Source organism: Vibrio sp. 10N.222.55.C7 (assembly GCF_041473335.1).
Classification (GTDB): Bacteria; Pseudomonadota; Gammaproteobacteria; order Enterobacterales; family Vibrionaceae; genus Vibrio; species Vibrio crassostreae_C.
In genome coordinates this window covers 137,820-156,330 of sequence record NZ_JBFRSC010000015.1, presented here as the reverse complement: position 1 = coordinate 156,330, position 18,511 = coordinate 137,820, and the positions used below count along the sequence as shown (strand labels likewise).

The following is an 18,511-nucleotide window of genomic DNA, read 5'->3' as shown; positions in this document are numbered from 1 at the left end:
TGAGCGGTGATCCGACGAACCGCACGGGAATAGGCATCAATGGTCGCGGGTCGTTTACCTTGCAGCTTTAGGTTGGTAAGGTGTTGTTCATAAAGGGTGTTGTAGCGTTTTAAGTCATCGGGTTTCATGGGGTTACTCCTGTGAACGACCATCAGGGTGATGGTGTTACAAGAGTATGGTTTGCACTCGTTTTACTCTGCCGCGTAGCGGCTTCGTTCAACAAGTAATTTAAGAGTGATTCAGCACGCTTGGCATTTTCAGTTTGAGTTTAGTTTAGTGATTACGGCGTCCAATTTAAGTGTTGTGGTAGTGTGCTTCACCCCTTAATTGGGCGATATGACCCCCTCTGTCAATAAGAGCGTAGAAGTTTCTGCTCCCGCATTTATAGAGCCTTTCTTGTTATTTAAGGGATAGTGTTATTACATAGATGAAGCAAGTAATGTCGTCGGTTCTCATGCTGATATACGTGGATTGCTCATCGTTTGATGAGTAGAGCCTACCTTACTTGTTCCGTCGTAGCACCTGTCTTCAGTCTATGCTCGTGGTTCAATATAGCCGAAGCTATATTGCCTAGCTTGTGTTCTAAGTCTTCCGTTACATTGGGTCTATGAAAGTCTGAGTCGTCCATCGAATAGTCGTGTAACAAGGGCATTTCTCATGCCGTATTTTTGGTAATTAGTTCTTTCTGTCGATTATCGAATTTGTCCTAAACCCAATATTAAGGCAGGGAACCCCAATGAATAGAACGCTATGGTTCGCACTCATTTCGCTTTTGTTTTCAATGACAATGGTATTTTGTACATACAGTTATGGCATAGAGAGCCACGTTGAAGTAACCACACTCACTTTAGTATTGTCTGGCCCTCTGATTTTTACCTTTGCGCTTGTTGTCATCTTTTGTGGCGCACCAGTCATTAACAGGTACAAGTTACTTGGAACCGTCGCAATTTGTGTGCATGGATTTACAGCCTCACTGCATGTGCTGTGGAACGGTTTTATGTTTGTCGATGTGATTAATAAACAAGGCTTAGGTCCGGGACAAGGTTATTCTGGTTTGATACTTTGGGTTGGTAGTATCAAGGCGATGCTACTTGGTTTGGTTTTGGGAGTATGCCTGCATTACTTGCTACGATTATTTAGAAAGGCTGCAGTAAGATAACTGTTGGCTAGTTAGTGGATTGTTCGTTGTCTGTAGGAGTTGCCACTGTGTTTTATAGTAAGGAATCCAACAAGGGATTGCTGCTCATCCTTGTTGCGATAAGCGCTTTCATTGTCGTTACCTCTGATAATAACCCCGGGACATTAATCGCTCACGCCATCAACGGCTTAATTGCTTTGCTCTTTTTCTCCATGACAATTGAGGTTAAAGACAATGTACTAAGCTGGTATTTCGGCTTTGGTTTTTGGCGTAAGAATGTAGAAGTGTCAGACATTACAGAGACATCGTTTTATCAAAGCAAGTGGTATCAAGGTATTGGTATCCGAATGCTGAGCGATGGTTGGTTGTATAATGCATCGATAGGTTCAGCGCTTAAGTTAAGCTTAAGTAATGGAAAGCATGTTTACATTGGTTGTAAGGATACGGACGGTTTAAAGCTGGCCTTGAAACCGCTAACGAACAGATAAACGAAAAATGATTTATTAGGCTTGGCACTTTTCGTTTAAAGTTGGGCTAATGTTTAAGGTTCTATGCTTTAAGTGAGCTGGACTTTAATATCACAACAAATGAATCGGAGGTTGAATGGACAGAGCAATCAAAACACATTTCGACGAGTATCCCGATGATGTTCGAGCTCGGCTTGAAGAGTTGCGTTCATTAATCTTTGAGCTTTGCTCTGATTTGGATTTAGGTGAAGTCGAAGAGTCTCTGAAATGGGGCGAGCCGAGTTACAGCGTTAAGACGGGCAGTCCAATTCGAATCGATTGGAAATTAAAATCGCCAAACAACTATTACTTGTTCTTTAACTGCCAAACGAAGCTAATCGACACATTCAGAGAATTGCACGATGGCACATTGGTATTTCAAGGTAATCGTGCAATCGTCTTGAAACTGACTGAACCACTTCCCAAGGCACCAATCAAGCAGTGCTTGGAGTTAGCCTTAACTTATCAGCAACGAAAACATCTCCCACTTCTTGGCGCGTAGTTCTTATATGTTGTCATTATATTTCTTAAACAGGTTTTCTGTGTTCTAGCTATCACTCTTTAAAGTGCTAAGACTGTACCATCTTGATTAGTATCAAGAGGCTAGGGAATCTCTATAACCAACGCTGATTGTATTGCTTACCGTTTAAAAAGGTGTTCTAGTCACCTTGTATTTCAAACTTAAAAGGAAGTTGTATGAATTTAGATAAAGCCAAAAAACGTATCGCAAAGCAGGTTAAAAAAGGCGACCACGGATACCCAAAAATCACGTTAGCGTATTACGGGACGACCAAAGATCTCGCAACGGAAGTCGCGGTTCAATTTATGCTGGGTGAGGGCGATGGTGTTCAAGAAGAGCGTTTTTCTTGTGAAACCGAAATCCGAGATAATGAATTAGTTCAAACGACGTTACTCAAGATAATCGAGCGAGCAAATGTTAACTCAGTGATTGAAGTTGAAGGCGTGACGGTTCTTTAGTTGTCTTAGTATCAGTCGGTGCGTTTGAAATTTTCTACTCATAATTTATCAAGGAAGAAACATTATGAAATTAGCTCAGTTAAATATCGCTCTGGCAAAATACCCGTTAGATGCGCCGGAAATAAAAGAGTTTGTCGATAACTTAGAGTTGGTTAATGGAATCGCAGAAAGCAGTGAAGGGTTTGTTTGGCGTCTGAAAGATGAATCTGGTGACGCCACCAATATCCAAGCTTTCGATGATCCTAATATGATTGTGAACATGTCGGTGTGGGACTCTGTGGATTCGTTAAAGAACTTCATGTTCCGCACACACCACCGTGATTTTATGCGCCGAAAGGGGGATTGGTTTCATCGTTTACCTGAAGATACTTATGTTCTTTGGTGGATTGAAGAAGAGCATATTCCCACACTCGAAGAGGCGATAGAGCGACTTGAACACCTCAGAGAAACCGGTGATACGCCGTATGCCTTCACTTTTAAAACCAACTTTACAGAGTCAGAAGCGCCAAAATAGCGTTCATAGATAACCAACGTTATGTTTTTTAGACGTTTTATGGCAATTCCCGTGAAGATGAGTCGATTATTGGTATGATGTTTCTATAGTCTTCGAGAGGTTTAATTATGTTGAAAATGAAAAGTAGTGTACTTGCGGTGTGTTTATTCGGTTTCAGCATGAGTGCTACCGCTTCAACACTGGAAGAGTGTGCAAAACTCCTTCCTGATGGTCACACGTATAAAGTAGAGATCATTTTAGACGTAGATAAGACTGATAAGGATCCAGCGGTGAAAGGCAGTTTTGGTGTGACGGGCGGAGCGGATGCGCCAGATACTTTTGATATCGGTGATTTTGTCGAGTGCGCAGGTCCTCTGATCAAAACCGTAGATACAGACAGCAACGATGCGTCTAATTCCTAGTCACAGATTGTCGCGAAAATAGTTCACTTTCGTCATGGAAGACATGATCAGGGGTACTTAAACTAGGTTGAGGTGAATAGGGTAATTATGGGCGATTATTTAGATATTTGGTTTACGGTTACCTCCTTAGTTTTTATTGTAAGCTTACTTTCAGCACTTTTTTTTGGGGTCTGGCGTAAAAATATAAAAGCGTTGATTCTATTAAGTGGAGTCGCAGCAATCAGTATCGTTCTGTTTCTCTCTCAGAAGTATCAAATCCGAAATATCCTAGCTGAAGAGCTGAGCGTGTCGAGTTTCGTTGTGGAGGCTCATGAGGAGTTTGAAGAATCTAAATTGTTAGATTCTTTGAGAAGTAGTAACTACGTAACGATGAATAGAACGAAACCTTTGTCAAAAAGTAAAGTACGTATTGTTATTAACTCTGGCGAGGTTGAGTTATTGATAGCTCAAGACTCTAAGAACGAAGAACTGTTTTGGATCTATTACCCCAAATACCGATTTAGTCGTTTAAACCCAATTGGAAAGGTACGTATCCGTTAAACATAAGTGCACAATTGCTACAGCGACTTTCAGTAACAAAAATACCGCCGTAATCAACGGCGGTATTTTTTTACGCTTATTACATCATTGAGCAGATAACGAAGAATAGCGAGCCTACTTAGCGTGAGCTAATTCAACACTCTGCGTTTCATTAGCGACTTTCCAATCGCCCCCTAAGGCTTTATAGAAAACAGGCTTTGTATCCACATTAGACCATACTGGTTTAGCGACCTCGACCATCTACCATTACGATGATTGTTTTAGAGATGATGCTGAGATCAGCGGCAATCCAAGACTTAACCGAACATAGGCTTAGTGCATAACTGTGGTCAAAACCTACTTTACGACGTACATCATCAATACAGGTGTCGTAACCTTGATTTACTTGTGCAAGCCCTGTAATACCAGGCATTACACCGTATGTGCGGTCGGCAAAGTAAGGAATTTCGTTCTCTAGTTTGGTGTAAAAAGTAGGGCGTTCAGGGCGCGGGCCAATTAGAGACATTTCACCTTTCAGTACATTGATCAGTTGTGGCAGTTCATCAAGACGTGTCTTTCTCAAAAAGCGGCCAACAGGCGTGATTCGTGGGTCATTCGCGGTAGCCCAAACTGCACCAGAGCGAGTTTCTGCATCCTCGTACATGCTACGGAATTTCATGATCTCAAAGATTTCCATTTTCTCCGGTGTCGATTTACCAACGCGCAATTGACGGTAGAAAATAGGGCCACGAGAAGTGAGTGCAATCGCCATCGCAATCAACGGAAATACGGGCGCTAGCAAAATCAAAGCAATCAGTGAGCTTACAAAATCGAAAGTACGTTTAGCACGTGAGATTTTGTATTGGTATAGGTTTTGGGTAGATAGCTGTTCGATGTTCATCATAATAAGTCCTTAATGATTTGCTCGTGTCCAAGGTGAGTTTTCTAGTCCGATTAGGTAACGAATGCCACCAATGAAGTTGGCGTAGTGTCCAACTATCAAATAAGAGATTAATGAAATAGGTTTGTTTACTAGACGCTTTGGCAAGATGCAGCCAAGGACGCCAATGGTATAAACGGCAACTTGAGCCCATAACAGCGCTTCAAATACCAAGTAGTTGCTAAGTAAGATTGAGCACACTAAGCACACAATCATTAAATATGGAGTGAGTAGGCGAAGCCCTTTTCCTGAAAAGAACGCAAACGCGATGCCTTTAAACTTCGGGCTGAACAAGGCAAATAATCGAATCGCTTGTTGCATGTTGCCCGCTGAAATACGAAGTCTTCTTTTGAAGTCTGTTTCTAGGTTCGATTCTTCTAGCTCTAATGCAACCATTTGGGTTTCGTATTCGGCGATGTAACCTTGTTTAACGATTTGCATCGGTAAGATGAAATCATCATTAATAGTGTTGAGTGGAAGCAGTTCAAACAGGTGTGTTCTAAACAAGTAGAAAGCGCCATGAGAACCCAAGCTAGAACCTAACGAAGCCTCAGACTCTTTAACCGCGGTTTGGTACTGCCAATACGTGTTTTCGCCTTCATTGCCTGTTGGACAAAGTTGATACGTTGCGTTTACCACTCCAACCTTGTCACTTTCAAAATGAGCGGCAGCTATAAGCAAAGCATCCAATGAAATAAGGGCAGAAACATCACTCATCGCCGTGATATCACTGGTTATACGTGTCACTTCTTCATTAACAACCGCGACTTTACCTCGGTTTACTTGATGGTCATGTATCTCAAAATAGACATCACTGCACATCGCTTCTTGTATGGTCATTTGTGCAATGGCGACTGTGTTATCAGTGCAACCATCGCAAGCGATAATGACTTCCAACTTCTTTTTTGGGTAATCGAGTGAAGCAAGGTTACGAATCTTGTCTGCGATCCACTGTTCTTCGTTAAATGCAGGAACAAGAACGGTGATGGTCGGCAACGTACAATCTTGCTGTTCCTCTTTGTAGCAACGATGACTCTCTTCAACTTTGCGTGCGGGGTGGCTTTTCGCATACCAACGCAGTAACAAAGGGTAGGCTGCGTGATGATAGACAATCAACGCACCTGAAAACAAACAAAGTCCCGCAAGCAACCAATCAATCATGCGTAAGCTCCTTCTGAGATGTCGTTGTAAGACGAAACCATTTTGATGATGTCGAAGTTCTTAAGAACATAGTGTCGAGGTGATAAAAAGCGTTCATTTTGATTCTCTAACAAGGCATTGGCTAATCCCGTGATACTGCCTTTTTTAACGAGTGTTCCGCTGATAGGGCACAAGGTTTCATCGACGGCACCAACGTCCATTGCGACGGTTGGAATATTGCATGCTTGAGCTTCAAGTGTAGAAAGCGGCAGCCCTTCGTGGCGTGAAGGTAGACAGAAGGTATCCAACGCTCCGTAAAACGTGGTCATGTCTTCAACTAGGCCAAGAAAGATCACTCGGTCACTCAGATTCAAGCGTCTAGTAAGTTGCTCTAGTTGATTGCGTTTAGTACCCACGCCAGCCAATACGACAACCATGTTTTCAGGTAAAAGAGTCAGTGCTTTAATAAGTTGGTCTTGGCCTTTCACATGCTCTAGTCGACCTGCACAACCGATGATGTGTTTGTCTGTCGGCAGGTTTAGACTTGCTCTCGCGTGTTCTTTCGACATTGGCTTAAACTTCTCACAATCAACGCCGTTTTTGATGGTAATGATGTTCTCATAAGAAAAAGCTGTGCGTAGTTGGTTATAAACGCGTGTCGCGTCGGCAACTAATGTTGGCTGAGCAGCCTTTAAAGCAAGCGCTTGCAATCGACGACGTTTGTTGTTGTTCAGATGCCAAGCGTCATGTTCGGTATGGATTCGAGTTGGAACCCCTGTTACGCGAGCGGCATAACCAGCGTATAACAGTGGGCCAATATGATGGGTATGAACCACATCAGGGCGAATCGCATTGAAGGCTTTAATTAGCTTAATAATGATATTGAATTGTACGCCTGGTGCTTTATCCAAAAACACGATTTGCTCTTTGTATGGCTCTAGCTTCGGCCAGTTGTTTATAGATTCTTGTTTTGTACCTTCTAAACTGACAATCAACACTTGGTCTGTTGGTTTAGCAAGGCGCAGCAAATCCAGAGTTAGGGTTTCTAATCCACCCGGTGCAAGGTGCTGAACAACGTGTATGATCTTTTTGCCATGCTTCGTTAAATACGTATTCATAATTTGGCCCCTGCCTTTATAATTCTTGTTTCGCCTTTCTGACGTTTCTCTTGAAGTAAATTCTTTAAAACGTTTAACTACACAAGGAGATTGCAGGAGTTGTGCCAATTAAATAGTTTTTATTTTTCAGGTATTTAGATTATTCAATTCCAGGGAGGTTTTCATTTCTCAAAATGGGAATCAAAACAAAATACGATTGAATGGCAGTTTGAATCATAGGGCTTGGGTAAATCGAAAGTAGCATTAGAACTTGGGGCTTTAAACAAACAAAACGCCAAGCGAGTGTTGGCGTTTTTCTCTAGGATGCACGAAGCTAGGAAACTAAAAAGCTAGGAAGCTCGAAGCTAGGAAATTAGAAAGCTGTGAAGCTAGCAAGTCAAAAATGGCTTTGAGGCTGACTAGCTCATTTTCGGGATCACCGTTATCACAGGGACACCCAAGATATCTTCGATTTCGTCTTTGCGTTTGATTGAAGAATCAAACAGTTCAAACAATACCGCTAAACCAATACCCAATCCGATACCTGCAACAAATCCAGCCAGAATAAAGACAAAAGTCGGCATGTTAGATTTGATACTCGGTGTGAAAGGCAAATCAATAATCTTCACACGTTTGTTTTGCTCGAATACACCAAGCGAACCCGTTAGCTGAGCCATTTCATAACGCTCTGTCAGTTCATCATATAGTTGACGTTTGATTTCAACTTGACGTTTAAGGCGGTACATCTCTTTTGCATTTTCGCCGAAGTTATTGGCCTTGTGTTCTAATTCGAAAATCATAGTACGAAGGCTTTTGGTCTCTTCGGTTAAAGACTCAAAGCGAGCACGAACCAGCTGTAGGCTGTGTAATTGAGTGACCAGAAGAGGTTGGGTATCAGAAAGTTTGTTCAGTGTCGTGCTACTTGCGATGTCCCAAAGCTGGTCGCTGTTCATCGTTGGCTGGGTTACCTCGAGTAAACTCTTACGTTCATTCTCTAGTCTGTCTAGCTCACGCACTTTAGCTTGCACAGCACTGTGTTTATCTGTGTATTTTGCTTGTAACAAGGTTAGATCGCTTCGAATGTCGATGATCTGGTCTTCTAATTTACCTATCACAGGGTTGGTTCGTGAAAGTTGTTGGTCGATTGACCCTAAACTTTTTTCGACACCCGATAACTCAGCCTCTTTTTCTGCCAGTGTTTGTTTGAGTGACGCTAAGCGATTCAAACTTTGACTTTGTACCTCAGGTGTCGACTGGACGTTTTCGTTCATGTACAAGGCTAAAGCTTCTTCCGCTTCTTCAAGTTCCACACTCCGTTTGTCGATATGAATTTTTAAGAAGTTACTTGAGTCTTCAATCGATGAACGTTCCGGCGCGAGCAACTGTTCAATGAAATGTTCACTTACCGAGCGCAGCGTCGCTTCCATTCCATTTGGTGTGTTCGACGTTAGACTTATCTTTAGAAAATCTTTTCCAAGCTGAGTCACCGATAAACGCTGAGACAGGTCTGTAATGATCTCTTGTTTCTTAATTTCAGGCATATCTGGCGTGGTTAGTTGCAGTTCATCAGCGACCGAGTAAAGCACATGTCGACTGTGAAGCAGTGTTCTCAATGCATTAAGTCGGTCTTTGAGCATCGTCGAAACGGCGATGTCTTCCAAGAATGGATTCATCTTGGCCGTTTCTTGAATCAACATACTGGTATGCGCGTCATATTTAGTTGGAGCCAACTTGCTCACACCAAAGCCTACAAAGGGCAAAATAAGCATTGGTAGTACGATAACGTAGCGTTGGCGCCACATCGCATTGATGATGACTAATAACCGCAATTTCAGATTATTCATAATAGCTCCAACATCCAATGTACGAAGTTACCACGGTTTTGCCAGCTCTCTTGTTCGACGACAGAGATAGGTGAATTGCTCAGGTGGCGCGCGTGGTCAAGCGCCCAAATCATTTGGTTGGCACTACCAACCGTGGTCACGTGCTCTTGATATGGAACCAAAGCAGGGAACGGTGTTGTGATAATTGGTGTGCCAGCCGCAAGGTATTCCATTAGTTTGAGTGGGCTACAAGCTCGGATCTGCTCGTTATCAACAAACGGCAACAAGCTCACATCCCAGTGTTGAGAATAGCTTGGTAGCGTGTGGTGTGGACGAGGGCCAAGGTAATGAACGTTACTCAACTTAGGCAGCATGAGCGTATCAAGCTCGTTTGGGCCAATGAAAACAAAGTCCCATTCCGGCATCGCATTCGCAACTTGACCAATCATTTCATAATCAAGCCATTTAGAAAGGCTGCCATAAAAACCAGCAATAGGGCGGTGGTTGCTTGGTAAATCTTTCGCTCTTGGTGCGGGTGTTGAAAATAGGTCTACGTCGACACCATGTGGTAGCAAGTGCGCTTTATGCTTTGGAAATTTATCCATCAATTTTTTGCTAGCCGCGAATATAAGCGTAGATTTTTCGATTAGCTCTGATTCGTGCTGTGCAACGGTGTCATGATCAACACCAGCCAGCGCGCTAAAATCATCACCGCAGTAATAAACCACAGATGACTCGCCTAAGTGTCCGCACAAATCAACAGCGGTCGGAAGAGAAGTCCATAGGATAGGCGCGTTAAGATTAAGCTCCGCAATAACTGGTTTTAGTTGGTGCAACATCATTTGCTGAGCCAACTTTCTAGAAAATTTAGAAGCAGGCGCAGGGATTGTCTTTAAGTTAACGATAGTAATGTTGTCGTGTCCCTCAGAGTCGAGCATGTTTTGAGTAACGGCCTTGGTTTTACCAAACAACTTGTTGAACGCTCGGCTTACATCTTTGGCGGACAGCTTCGGTTGTCTTAGGCCAATAGAGTTGACCCATAAGACTTTGTGTTGCTTAGCAAGGTGACGAACTAAATGTTGAGTCGATGAAGGTAGGCCACCAAAGTCTTCACCAAATACGATTAAATCACGCATGGTCACCTCCATGAGTCTCTAACGAATCGAACATATCGGATTCTGTCACTTCAATGGGTTTAATGTGACCGACAACTCGAGCTGGGTTACCGCCTGCGATTGCGAAGGCCGGGATATTCTTTGTTACTACGCTGCCTGCGGCTATAACGGCACCTTCGCCGATGGTTACGCCACCTTTAACGGTAACATTCGTGCCCAGCCATACATCGGGCTCAAGAATGATGTCGCCGATTTGCTGAGGGTCATCGCCTTCACCTAACGCTCGGCGCTTTGCATCAAGCGGGTGTCCAGAGTATCCAAATAGAAACGCGCCGCCTGCGATTCGTACGTTGTCAGAGATAACCACTTTACCTCCAACAGCGATAGTCGACTGCCAACCGATGTCGACGTTGTTGCCAATCGACAATAGTGGGTGTTCCAAGCCTTCAAGTTGTTGAGTACAACCAGAGAATGTCGTGTGGCCAGAGATACGGCAGTTGTCGCCAATCGTAATTTGCACCGGACCGCTGACGAAAGGCAGACCCCCATACAAATACAGGCGTTTGCCACATTGAGCGACACGACCTTTGAAAGCCGGAGTCCAGTAGAAGAATCGCGTAAAGCCAGAAACCAGATTCACCACTAGCTTGTGCGCTTGATATAGACAGCGATTAAATAGTTTAGGGGTAGGTAGCTCTGCGCTTCTGATGTCTTTCAAAATGAAAAACACATTTCTAATTCGAGAATTAGGATGAAACTTAAGCCAATGTTTGAATTGATGTATAGATACTGACGTCATAATGAAAATCCTCTTTTTTGTTATATAGAAGTACTTTCATATATTGTGCCATTTAATAAATATAATACTTTCAATAGGTTAAAATGTGACTTTTAGGTTTTCTCATTTTGACAGGCAGTTTGAGATACGTTTGAGACGCAAACTGTGAGTGCTGCGAGGATATAAATCGGCCAGTTGAAGCCTTGAGTCAAAAATGTCCCCGACACGATTGTTCCAATCAGACCGGCATAGATCGCATAGGCGACCGCGTTGAGTTCGGGTGCGATTTCTGTGGTCGAGTTTTTTAATCTCGCGAGCGTAGAACGAGAGGTTTTGATCAAAGAAACGATAAGGCAGACAAAAATGATCAGACCAATAAAGCCTGTTTCTGCTAACACACCAAACCAAGTACTGTGAACGGCGTGATTCAGTCCGTCCCAGTGCGAACTATAAAAGAAGTAGTTCGAGAAGAAGTTGTTCAACCCTACGCCGGTCAGTGGGTTCTCAACTGCCATTTTTACTGCCGCTTCCCAAGCATAGATTCGCCCCATTGCAGATTCATCGATGCCTTGTTCAGCTGCACCACCAGAAGACCTGTCTGAGATCCCAGCAACCAAGTAGAGCACGACGGCCGCGACAGTTCCTACGGAGATTAAGAGGACTTTAGAGCGCACTAGCTTCCACGCAAAAATACCAATCACCGCAATACAACCCAGTAATCCGCCACGGCTTTGAGTGGCAATAATGGCGGCGAGCAGTAACAGACAAACTAAGGCACTGACTAAACGTTTGGATCGTGAGATGCCAGTCGTGGTGGTTTGGCTTATTGTAAAGGCGAGTGGGAACATCAGTACCAGTGCTAGGTCGTTCGGGTCACCTAACATAGAGCCAAAATCGCGGCCAATAGTCACGCGTGATCCCTCGACAAGCCCAATACCATTTACTGAGTTGTACACGGCAATAGAGCTGACTAAAGCGCCAGCGTAGATAATCGTCATCGCGGTTTTTGCGAGATTTTCCGTGGTGTTTACTAGCCAAGTAATCGCAAGCGTCATCACGATAATTTTCCAATAAACGCCCTTGAATTCTGCTAGTGCTATTGGCCTGTTGGACGCGAAGATAATACCAATGAAAACCAATATCCAAAATATGGCGAGCCAATTTAAACAAGGGTGCCAGAAGATTTTAAGCTCTTTACTAATTAATGCATGCCAGAGCAAAGCTGACAGTGCTCCTAGTGAAAGCATCAGCGGTATTTTTAACGAATAGAGCTGAGGTACGGCTTCGTGAATTCGGAAAAATGAAAAGACAACGAACAATAGAACTAACCAGAATGTCTTGTTTAACACGAATAACCCGGCTAATGGCACAAGAGCGAGCGCCACAATGACAGCAGGGTGAGGCACAAAGTACCAAACAACACCAAGCCCAGCACACAAGGTGCTGATCGTGATGATGACTGGCAATCTATTGGCTTCAGGGTTGACCATTGTGACCTCTATTGGCAAATAAACTCTTTATGACTCGGCTCGTAATCTTTTTAAGACGTAGTTACGCCTGATGTTAAAGATTGCAAAGTGAGTGCCAGTTATGCATTTTGTTTAACTTACTGATTTAATGTTGGATTATTAAGTGAGGGCGTAGCCTTGAGGTGAGTTTTGTCATTTTGAGAATCAGTATAAAACTGACTAAAGTACTTAAATCATTAAGCCCAAATAACCAGTTGTCTACTAAGACGAGTATTAACGCTCGAGTTGATAGATTTCCAACAACTGCGGGACAACGGCTTGTGGAGAGTATTGGTTTTTCACGGTTTCTATCGCGTGACTCTTGAGAGAGTCACGTTGCTCGCTCGTCAATGACATCCACAAAGATAAAAACTGTTCTAGCTCAGCTTCTGAATTTGCAAGGTAGCCGTTAACTTGATGCTCGATGAGTTGAGGCAAGTTACCAACTGAGGTGGCGAGAACGGGAATGCCACGAATCATGGCTTCTAATGCCGCCATAGGTAAGCCTTCAAAGCGAGAAGGGATGATTAACAGATCGATTTGGCTCCAGACGTCGTCCATATTGGTCTGATGCCCATGAAAGGTCACATTATCAGGCGGCGATTTAACTAAGATGTCCATTTCTGGCCCGTCACCAAAAAGCTCAAACCGAACATCAGGAAACTGTTTGGCTAATGTAACAAATCGATCAGGCGCTTTTTCATGGCTCAATCGCCCCACAAAACCAACATGGAATGGGCTTGATGAACGGGAGTTTGTTAACCCAGTTGGGACTTTAACAAAGTTATTCAATTGATGGGTTTGACTCGGCACTTTCGCTTTAATCTTTTCACTGACCACGAGCGACTGATCAGAAAGAAAACTGCTGTAACGGTCGAGCCAATCATAAAGCCATACTTTGCCTGTTGGGGTTTCACCTGCGTGATAAGTGGTGATTTGCTTTGTGTTGTTGAAACGAGGCGGAAGCTTGATTAACTTGCTGACCAAACTGGCTTTGTAACCATGAGCATGGATAAGCCTTGGTTGATAATGTTGAACTGCACGTTTCAGCTGTGTCGCGCTATTGCCATTTGAATCTGCAGAACATGAGGCTAAATCGGAGAGGTAACTAAAAGGGATGCTTAGCGCATTCAACTTTTCAACGATGATCGCTTCAGGATTAAACTTAGTCAAAAGAACGATACGAACAGCCTCTGAATACCGAGCGCTTTCCGATATCAGGCCTTGTGCTAATTCTAAAACATGCGTTTCTATGCCTCCAAAAGTTTTGCTGTCGATCAACAGCCAAATCTCATGAAGGTTTATGTCGAGTGCACCTTGGTTAGGCTTGATTGTACTCATCTTCCGATTCCCAAGCCTGTTTCTTACGATAAACAGTAGAAGGGCTAAGTTCTAACAGCACAGCAGCGTTTAACACATTCCCATCGCAATGATTGATGGCATGTTGAATGGCTTCACGTTCTATTTGCCACATTGGACGAATAGCACCTTCGCTTGTGGTAAATGCAGGCGTCATCGGCTCGTTGTGAGTTTGAGCCACTGACGATTGTTCCAACTCTTCCGGAGTAATCGGTGGCAACTTAGCTTCTGGTGCTTCAACAACTGCAGGTTGAGATGCAGTTACTCGAATTGGTGTCACTGATTTAGATGATGGAGCTGCATCTACTTTATTAATCGGATGCGGTAACATGTCTTTAGTCACGCTCGTTTCATTGTTCAACACCACGATGTTACGGATGATATTTTGCAACTGACGCACGTTGCCTGGCCACGCATAACGTTTAAGTAGATTCTGCGTTTCTTTGTCTATTGATTTGAACTTCTTCTTGTCTTGCTTCGCGTACAGCTTCAAGAAGTGATTAGATAGGGTGACAATGTCACTTCCTCGTTCACGAAGCGGTGGCATCTCGATAGGCACAACGTGAACACGATAGTAAAGGTCTTCTCTAAAGCGTCCTTCTTCTACCTCGACCAGTGGGTCGCGATTGGTCGCACAGATAATTCTGACATCCACTTTGATCTCGCGATTACCACCGAGTGGAGTAAACGTACCAGTTTGCAAAAATCTGAGGAGCTTCTTCTGCATCTCCAGTTCCATTTCACAAAGCTCATCGAGAAATAGGGTACCGCCATGCGCTTGCATTGCTGCACCTTTACGGTCGGTTGTCGCACCGGTAAACGCACCTTTAACGTGACCGAAGATTTCACTCTCCATTAGGTCTCGCGGGATAGCGCCACAGTTAATAGCCACGAAGGGTTTGTCATTACGTTGGCTCTCTTGGTGAATAGCTTCCGCACACACTTCTTTACCGGTACCACTTTCGCCGTTAATAAACACGCTGGCAGTGGTTGGTGCTACGGAATCAATGATCTTGTAAACCGCCTGCATAGGTAGGCAAGAGCCAATGAAATTATGAAAGCGATCACGATCGAACTTGCTTTGCATGTTATCGACAAGGTTTTCGAGTTTCGCTCTTTTTAGATGTAAGCGAACAGAAGTCTTGAGTCGATCGGCTTGAATGGGTTTCTCTAAGAAGTCTTCTGCACCGCGTTGGATAAGGTCTACCGCAATGTTTACTGAACCATGCGCTGTCGCGATGATGACTGCGGTCGGTATTTCGTTCGCACTAATCCAATCTAAGACTTCTTCGCCTGGCATGTCAGGCAGCTTAAGGTCGAGAATAACAAGCTGTGGAGAGTGCCTTTCTATGAAGGTCTTAGCTTCCGCGCCGGTTTCGACGTGGAAAATATCATAGGGCTCGTCTTTTACGTACTGCTTGTAGAGTACGGCGAGTGAGGTGGAGTCTTCAACTAACAATACCTTAGGGCGCATTGTGTATTCCTTTTGAAACTTTATCCTAACCAATCAATAACATAGTGATATGCAACCATCAATACGAGTCTTGTGTATTTGTTATCTACCGCATGCAATCTTTTAAGAAGCGGCCTGTATAACTTCTCGTATTGCTGTTCATGATGGAGCACATCTTATGGCGACTATATTAATAACGACTGTTTTGAGTTTTTAATCTGATACCGATAATGGGCATGCAACGCTAGCTGAAGCCTGCCTCTTTCCTTTCAAGCAAGGCTTTTATTGAACGCTCTGCGAGCTCTAGTAATTCATCGACTTGTCGAAATGCAGCATCATGACTCTGTTCTAAGCATTGTTTTTCTAAAGCGCGAGCGAGCTCACCCAAAGGGCGATTACCTAACGAAAGCGCTGTACTGCCGAGAGTATGTACCTCGAACTCAAGTGTTTGAGCGTCTTTCTGCGTGACTGCCTCTTTTATAGCGACCAAGCGTGTTTGTGATTCTTCGACATAATGGTCGATCAAGATAGGGATAATGTCCGCACTTGTATCGCGAATCATTTGCTCCAGAACGCTTTCATCGACAAGCTTGCTCACTTGTTGTGAGTTTAGATTTGTAGCTGCGTCTGACGCTAAAGTAGAATTCATCAAACTAAGTCCTTTTATTGAGCTTAATATCTGTTAATACTATTAAGTTTTAGTCATTTTCTAGAATAATTTCAACTGGTTGCCGTACAAATAGAGCATTTAATTGGCATCTCACTCATCTTGCTATTGGGTTTGTGACAAACCTAACGGACTGATTTTATTTTGTTTTCTCTTATGAAATATAAACTTAGGTGCCTATAAAGCCTAAGGTGCGGGTAGATCTCAGAAGAAAACGAGCCCGATACAAATAAAAAAGACCACTGCAGTGAAATAACAACAGTGGTCTTAGAGCGGTTTATGTAGTTTAGGCTAATCTAAATAGCAATAACTCAAATAACGATAACCCAAACAATGATAATTTAAACAGCCGTGCTTTAAATCACGAAAAGTAGGACTACGAAGCTTTATCAATTTTTGGCTTTGGGTCGGCTTCTACTTCTTCCTCGCTACTTTCTGAGAAGATATCAGCAACAGCGCTTCTCTCGAGTTCACCTTTTAGATTACCGTCTTCATCAACAACTGGAAGAGAGTAGTCACAAGACATAGTGTCCGGTAGCACTTCTTCAATCACCGCATCTGGTAAGATGGCAGGGACTTCTTCGTATATCTCATCACTAAAATCATGTACCGATGAATCTTCAACGGCGTCTTGTAGACTTTCTTGTGTGACTAGGCCTTGATAGCCGTCATCTGTTACGTGATAAGCGTAATCGTTTTTAAGCATCTTCATTTGTGCCAAAGCACCTTCAATTGTTTCTGATGTGATTCGATACAGAGGAGGCTGCATAACGGTTTCAACGGTCAGTGCACGAGCACGGTTTACGTCTTTCACGAACGCTTCCACGTAATCATCGGCTGGATTTAGCAGAATCTCATGTGGTGTGCCTTGTTGTACTAACTCGCCGTCTTTCAAAATTGCGATTCTATCGCCTAGGCGGAGTGCTTCGTCCAGATCATGTGTGATGAAAACAATCGTCTTATGAAGCTTCTCTTGAAGTTCAATAAGCTGATCTTGCATTTCACTTCGAATCAAAGGGTCGAGTGCCGAAAAGGCTTCATCCATTAACAAGATTTCAGCGTTAGTACACAGAGCGCGAGAAAGGCCAACACGTTGTTGCTGACCACCTGAAAGTTGCGCAGGGTATTGCTTGCCGTAACCTTTCAAGCCCACGGTTTCTAACCATTCGTTGGCTTTTGCTAAACGGTCTTCTTTTTTGATGCCTTGTACTTCCAACCCGTACGCAACGTTTTCAACCACAGTGCGATGAGGCATTAAGCCAAAGCGTTGGAATACCATCGACATTTTATGACGACGGAACTCTTCTAGCTGTTTAGTGTTGAGGCTCATCACATCAATGCCTTCAACCATGATTTTACCTTGAGTCGGGTCAATCAAACGGTTGAAGTGGCGAATCAGCGTCGATTTACCCGAGCCAGAAAGCCCCATGATAACGAAGATTTCACCACGGTTAATCTCAAGGTTGATCTCTTTTAAACCAACGGTATGACCCGTATCCGCAAGAATCTGATCTTTGTGTTCGCCGTTTTGAACTCGGTTCATAACAGACATTGGTTTCGGTCCAAACACCTTGTACAGACCACTAATTTCAATCAATGGTTTAGTCATGCTTGAATCCTCCTAAATGCGCATTAGTTCTTCTTGCGTACGCCTGAGAAGCGCGGTCAAAAAGGATTGCGAGGGCAACGATGGCGAAACCATTCATCAAGCCTAATGTGAAGTACTGGTTAGTAATCGATTTGAGAACCGGTTGTCCTAGGCCTTTCACACCAATCATGGATGCGATAACAACCATAGACAGTGCCATCATGATGGTTTGGTTAATACCCGCCATGATCGTTGGCATTGCTAGAGGAAGTTGAACACCCCATAAGCGTTGCTTTTTGCTCGCACCGAAAGCGGTAGCGGCTTCAAGGACTTCTTTATCAACTAAGCGTATGCCTAGGTTAGTTAGACGAATTACAGGTGGGATCGCGTAGATAACCACGGCGATTAGCCCTGGAATCTTACCGATGCCCAGTAGCATTACCACTGGAATCAAATAAACGAACGCAGGCATGGTTTGCATGATATCGAGCATCGGCGTAACAATTGACTGAGCTCGATTTGAACGAGCCATCGCAATACCAATCGGAATGCCCAAGAATATTGAAACCAAGGTACATACAGTGATGATACTGAGCGTCCGCATGGTGTCTTCCCACATTCCAAAGTAACCAATGAGAAGTAGAGAAGCAACACAGCCTAGAGCCAGTTTCCAAGAACGGCTTGCTGCGTAGACAAGGCTGGTACACACAGCCAGGACTATAATCCAAGGTGTTGAGATAAGGAGTTTTTCAAACCAAACGAGGAATGAAAGAAGAGGGTCAAAGAGAGATTCAATCATTTCGCCGTATTCACGGGAAAATTCACGGTATGCGCCATCTAGCGTCTTTTTTATGGTTCGTAAATCACCGCGTTCCATCTCTGGAAAGCTTGATAACCAATTGCTGTCAGCCATTTTATATCCTTATAGTTCGGAGCCACTTGTCCATGCGATAAGAAAATCGCTAATGAAAAGGGCTCCGAATCATG

At 43.6% G+C, this 18,511-nt stretch carries 18 protein-coding genes and 2 pseudogenes; 7 read left to right on the top strand and 13 right to left on the bottom strand.

Features of this window, described 5'->3' with window-relative positions:
• Positions 1 to 128, bottom strand: a pseudogene (locus AB4482_RS05330) (integrase); the annotation flags it as partial.
• 608 nt (positions 129 to 736) lie between these two features.
• Here AB4482_RS05330 and AB4482_RS05325 point away from each other — a divergent pair.
• From AB4482_RS05325 to AB4482_RS05295, 7 genes and pseudogenes are all read left to right on the top strand, one after another.
• Positions 737 to 1,159: a hypothetical protein gene (locus AB4482_RS05325; RefSeq protein ID WP_372180630.1), complete on the top strand. Its 423-nt coding sequence runs from the start codon at positions 737 to 739 to the stop codon at positions 1,157 to 1,159.
• A 26-nt stretch (positions 1,160 to 1,185) separates the two neighbouring features.
• Positions 1,186 to 1,637 (top strand): annotated as a pseudogene (locus AB4482_RS05320) (hypothetical protein).
• 104 nt (positions 1,638 to 1,741) lie between these two features.
• A complete protein-coding gene (locus AB4482_RS05315; RefSeq protein WP_017059576.1) occupies positions 1,742 to 2,146 on the top strand; it encodes a DUF1801 domain-containing protein in 405 nt (134 codons plus the stop codon).
• A 194-nt stretch (positions 2,147 to 2,340) separates the two neighbouring features.
• Entirely contained in the window at positions 2,341 to 2,622 is a 282-nt protein-coding gene (locus AB4482_RS05310; protein ID WP_372074101.1) for a hypothetical protein, read from the top strand.
• Positions 2,623 to 2,686: 64 nt separating this feature from the next.
• The gene (locus tag AB4482_RS05305; protein ID WP_122055378.1) at positions 2,687 to 3,136 is read left to right on the top strand and encodes a DUF3291 domain-containing protein; all 450 of its coding nucleotides are present in this window, start codon (positions 2,687 to 2,689) and stop codon (positions 3,134 to 3,136) included.
• A gap of 104 nt (positions 3,137 to 3,240) precedes the next feature.
• On the top strand, positions 3,241 to 3,537 hold the full coding sequence (locus tag AB4482_RS05300) for a hypothetical protein (RefSeq protein WP_136978477.1): 297 nt from the start codon (positions 3,241 to 3,243) through the stop codon (positions 3,535 to 3,537).
• An 87-nt stretch (positions 3,538 to 3,624) separates the two neighbouring features.
• Entirely contained in the window at positions 3,625 to 4,077 is a 453-nt protein-coding gene (locus AB4482_RS05295) for a hypothetical protein (protein WP_102571443.1), read from the top strand.
• Positions 4,078 to 4,300: 223 nt separating this feature from the next.
• Here the strand turns inward: AB4482_RS05295 and AB4482_RS05290 are convergent, their stop codons facing one another.
• The 12 genes from AB4482_RS05290 to AB4482_RS05235 form a co-directional block, all read right to left on the bottom strand.
• Complete coding sequence (locus tag AB4482_RS05290; protein ID WP_017063903.1) at positions 4,301 to 4,960, bottom strand: sugar transferase; 660 nt, start codon at positions 4,958 to 4,960, stop codon at positions 4,301 to 4,303.
• Positions 4,961 to 4,969: 9 nt separating this feature from the next.
• On the bottom strand, positions 4,970 to 6,157 hold the full coding sequence (locus AB4482_RS05285) for a glycosyltransferase family 2 protein (protein ID WP_017059581.1): 1,188 nt from the start codon (positions 6,155 to 6,157) through the stop codon (positions 4,970 to 4,972).
• Positions 6,154 to 7,254, bottom strand: a complete 1,101-nt coding sequence (locus tag AB4482_RS05280) for a glycosyltransferase (RefSeq protein ID WP_372180629.1) — start codon at positions 7,252 to 7,254, stop codon at positions 6,154 to 6,156. Before AB4482_RS05280 ends, AB4482_RS05285 begins: the two co-directional genes overlap by 4 nt.
• Positions 7,255 to 7,652: 398 nt before the next feature.
• Positions 7,653 to 9,077, bottom strand: a complete 1,425-nt coding sequence (locus AB4482_RS05275; protein ID WP_048611085.1) for a Wzz/FepE/Etk N-terminal domain-containing protein — start codon at positions 9,075 to 9,077, stop codon at positions 7,653 to 7,655.
• Positions 9,074 to 10,192, bottom strand: a complete 1,119-nt coding sequence (locus tag AB4482_RS05270) for a glycosyltransferase (protein ID WP_372180627.1) — start codon at positions 10,190 to 10,192, stop codon at positions 9,074 to 9,076. Before AB4482_RS05270 ends, AB4482_RS05275 begins: the two co-directional genes overlap by 4 nt.
• A complete protein-coding gene (locus AB4482_RS05265) occupies positions 10,185 to 10,970 on the bottom strand; it encodes a DapH/DapD/GlmU-related protein (protein ID WP_372180626.1) in 786 nt (261 codons plus the stop codon). Before AB4482_RS05265 ends, AB4482_RS05270 begins: the two co-directional genes overlap by 8 nt.
• A 92-nt stretch (positions 10,971 to 11,062) precedes the next feature.
• Positions 11,063 to 12,439, bottom strand: a complete 1,377-nt coding sequence (locus AB4482_RS05260) for an O-antigen ligase family protein (protein ID WP_372180624.1) — start codon at positions 12,437 to 12,439, stop codon at positions 11,063 to 11,065.
• A 252-nt stretch (positions 12,440 to 12,691) separates the two neighbouring features.
• A complete protein-coding gene (locus AB4482_RS05255) occupies positions 12,692 to 13,798 on the bottom strand; it encodes a glycosyltransferase family 4 protein (RefSeq protein WP_372180622.1) in 1,107 nt (368 codons plus the stop codon).
• Positions 13,779 to 15,290: a sigma-54-dependent transcriptional regulator gene (locus AB4482_RS05250; RefSeq protein WP_372180621.1), complete on the bottom strand. Its 1,512-nt coding sequence runs from the start codon at positions 15,288 to 15,290 to the stop codon at positions 13,779 to 13,781. Before AB4482_RS05250 ends, AB4482_RS05255 begins: the two co-directional genes overlap by 20 nt.
• Before the next feature lie 223 nt (positions 15,291 to 15,513).
• The gene (locus AB4482_RS05245) at positions 15,514 to 15,918 is read right to left on the bottom strand and encodes an Hpt domain-containing protein (protein WP_372180620.1); all 405 of its coding nucleotides are present in this window, start codon (positions 15,916 to 15,918) and stop codon (positions 15,514 to 15,516) included.
• A gap of 394 nt (positions 15,919 to 16,312) precedes the next feature.
• Positions 16,313 to 17,545, bottom strand: coding sequence for a glycine betaine/L-proline ABC transporter ATP-binding protein (locus tag AB4482_RS05240; protein ID WP_017059590.1), 1,233 nt, complete (start codon positions 17,543 to 17,545; stop codon positions 16,313 to 16,315).
• A complete protein-coding gene (locus AB4482_RS05235; protein ID WP_017059591.1) occupies positions 17,538 to 18,437 on the bottom strand; it encodes a proline/glycine betaine ABC transporter permease in 900 nt (299 codons plus the stop codon). Before AB4482_RS05235 ends, AB4482_RS05240 begins: the two co-directional genes overlap by 8 nt.
• Positions 18,438 to 18,511 lie beyond the last annotated feature (74 nt).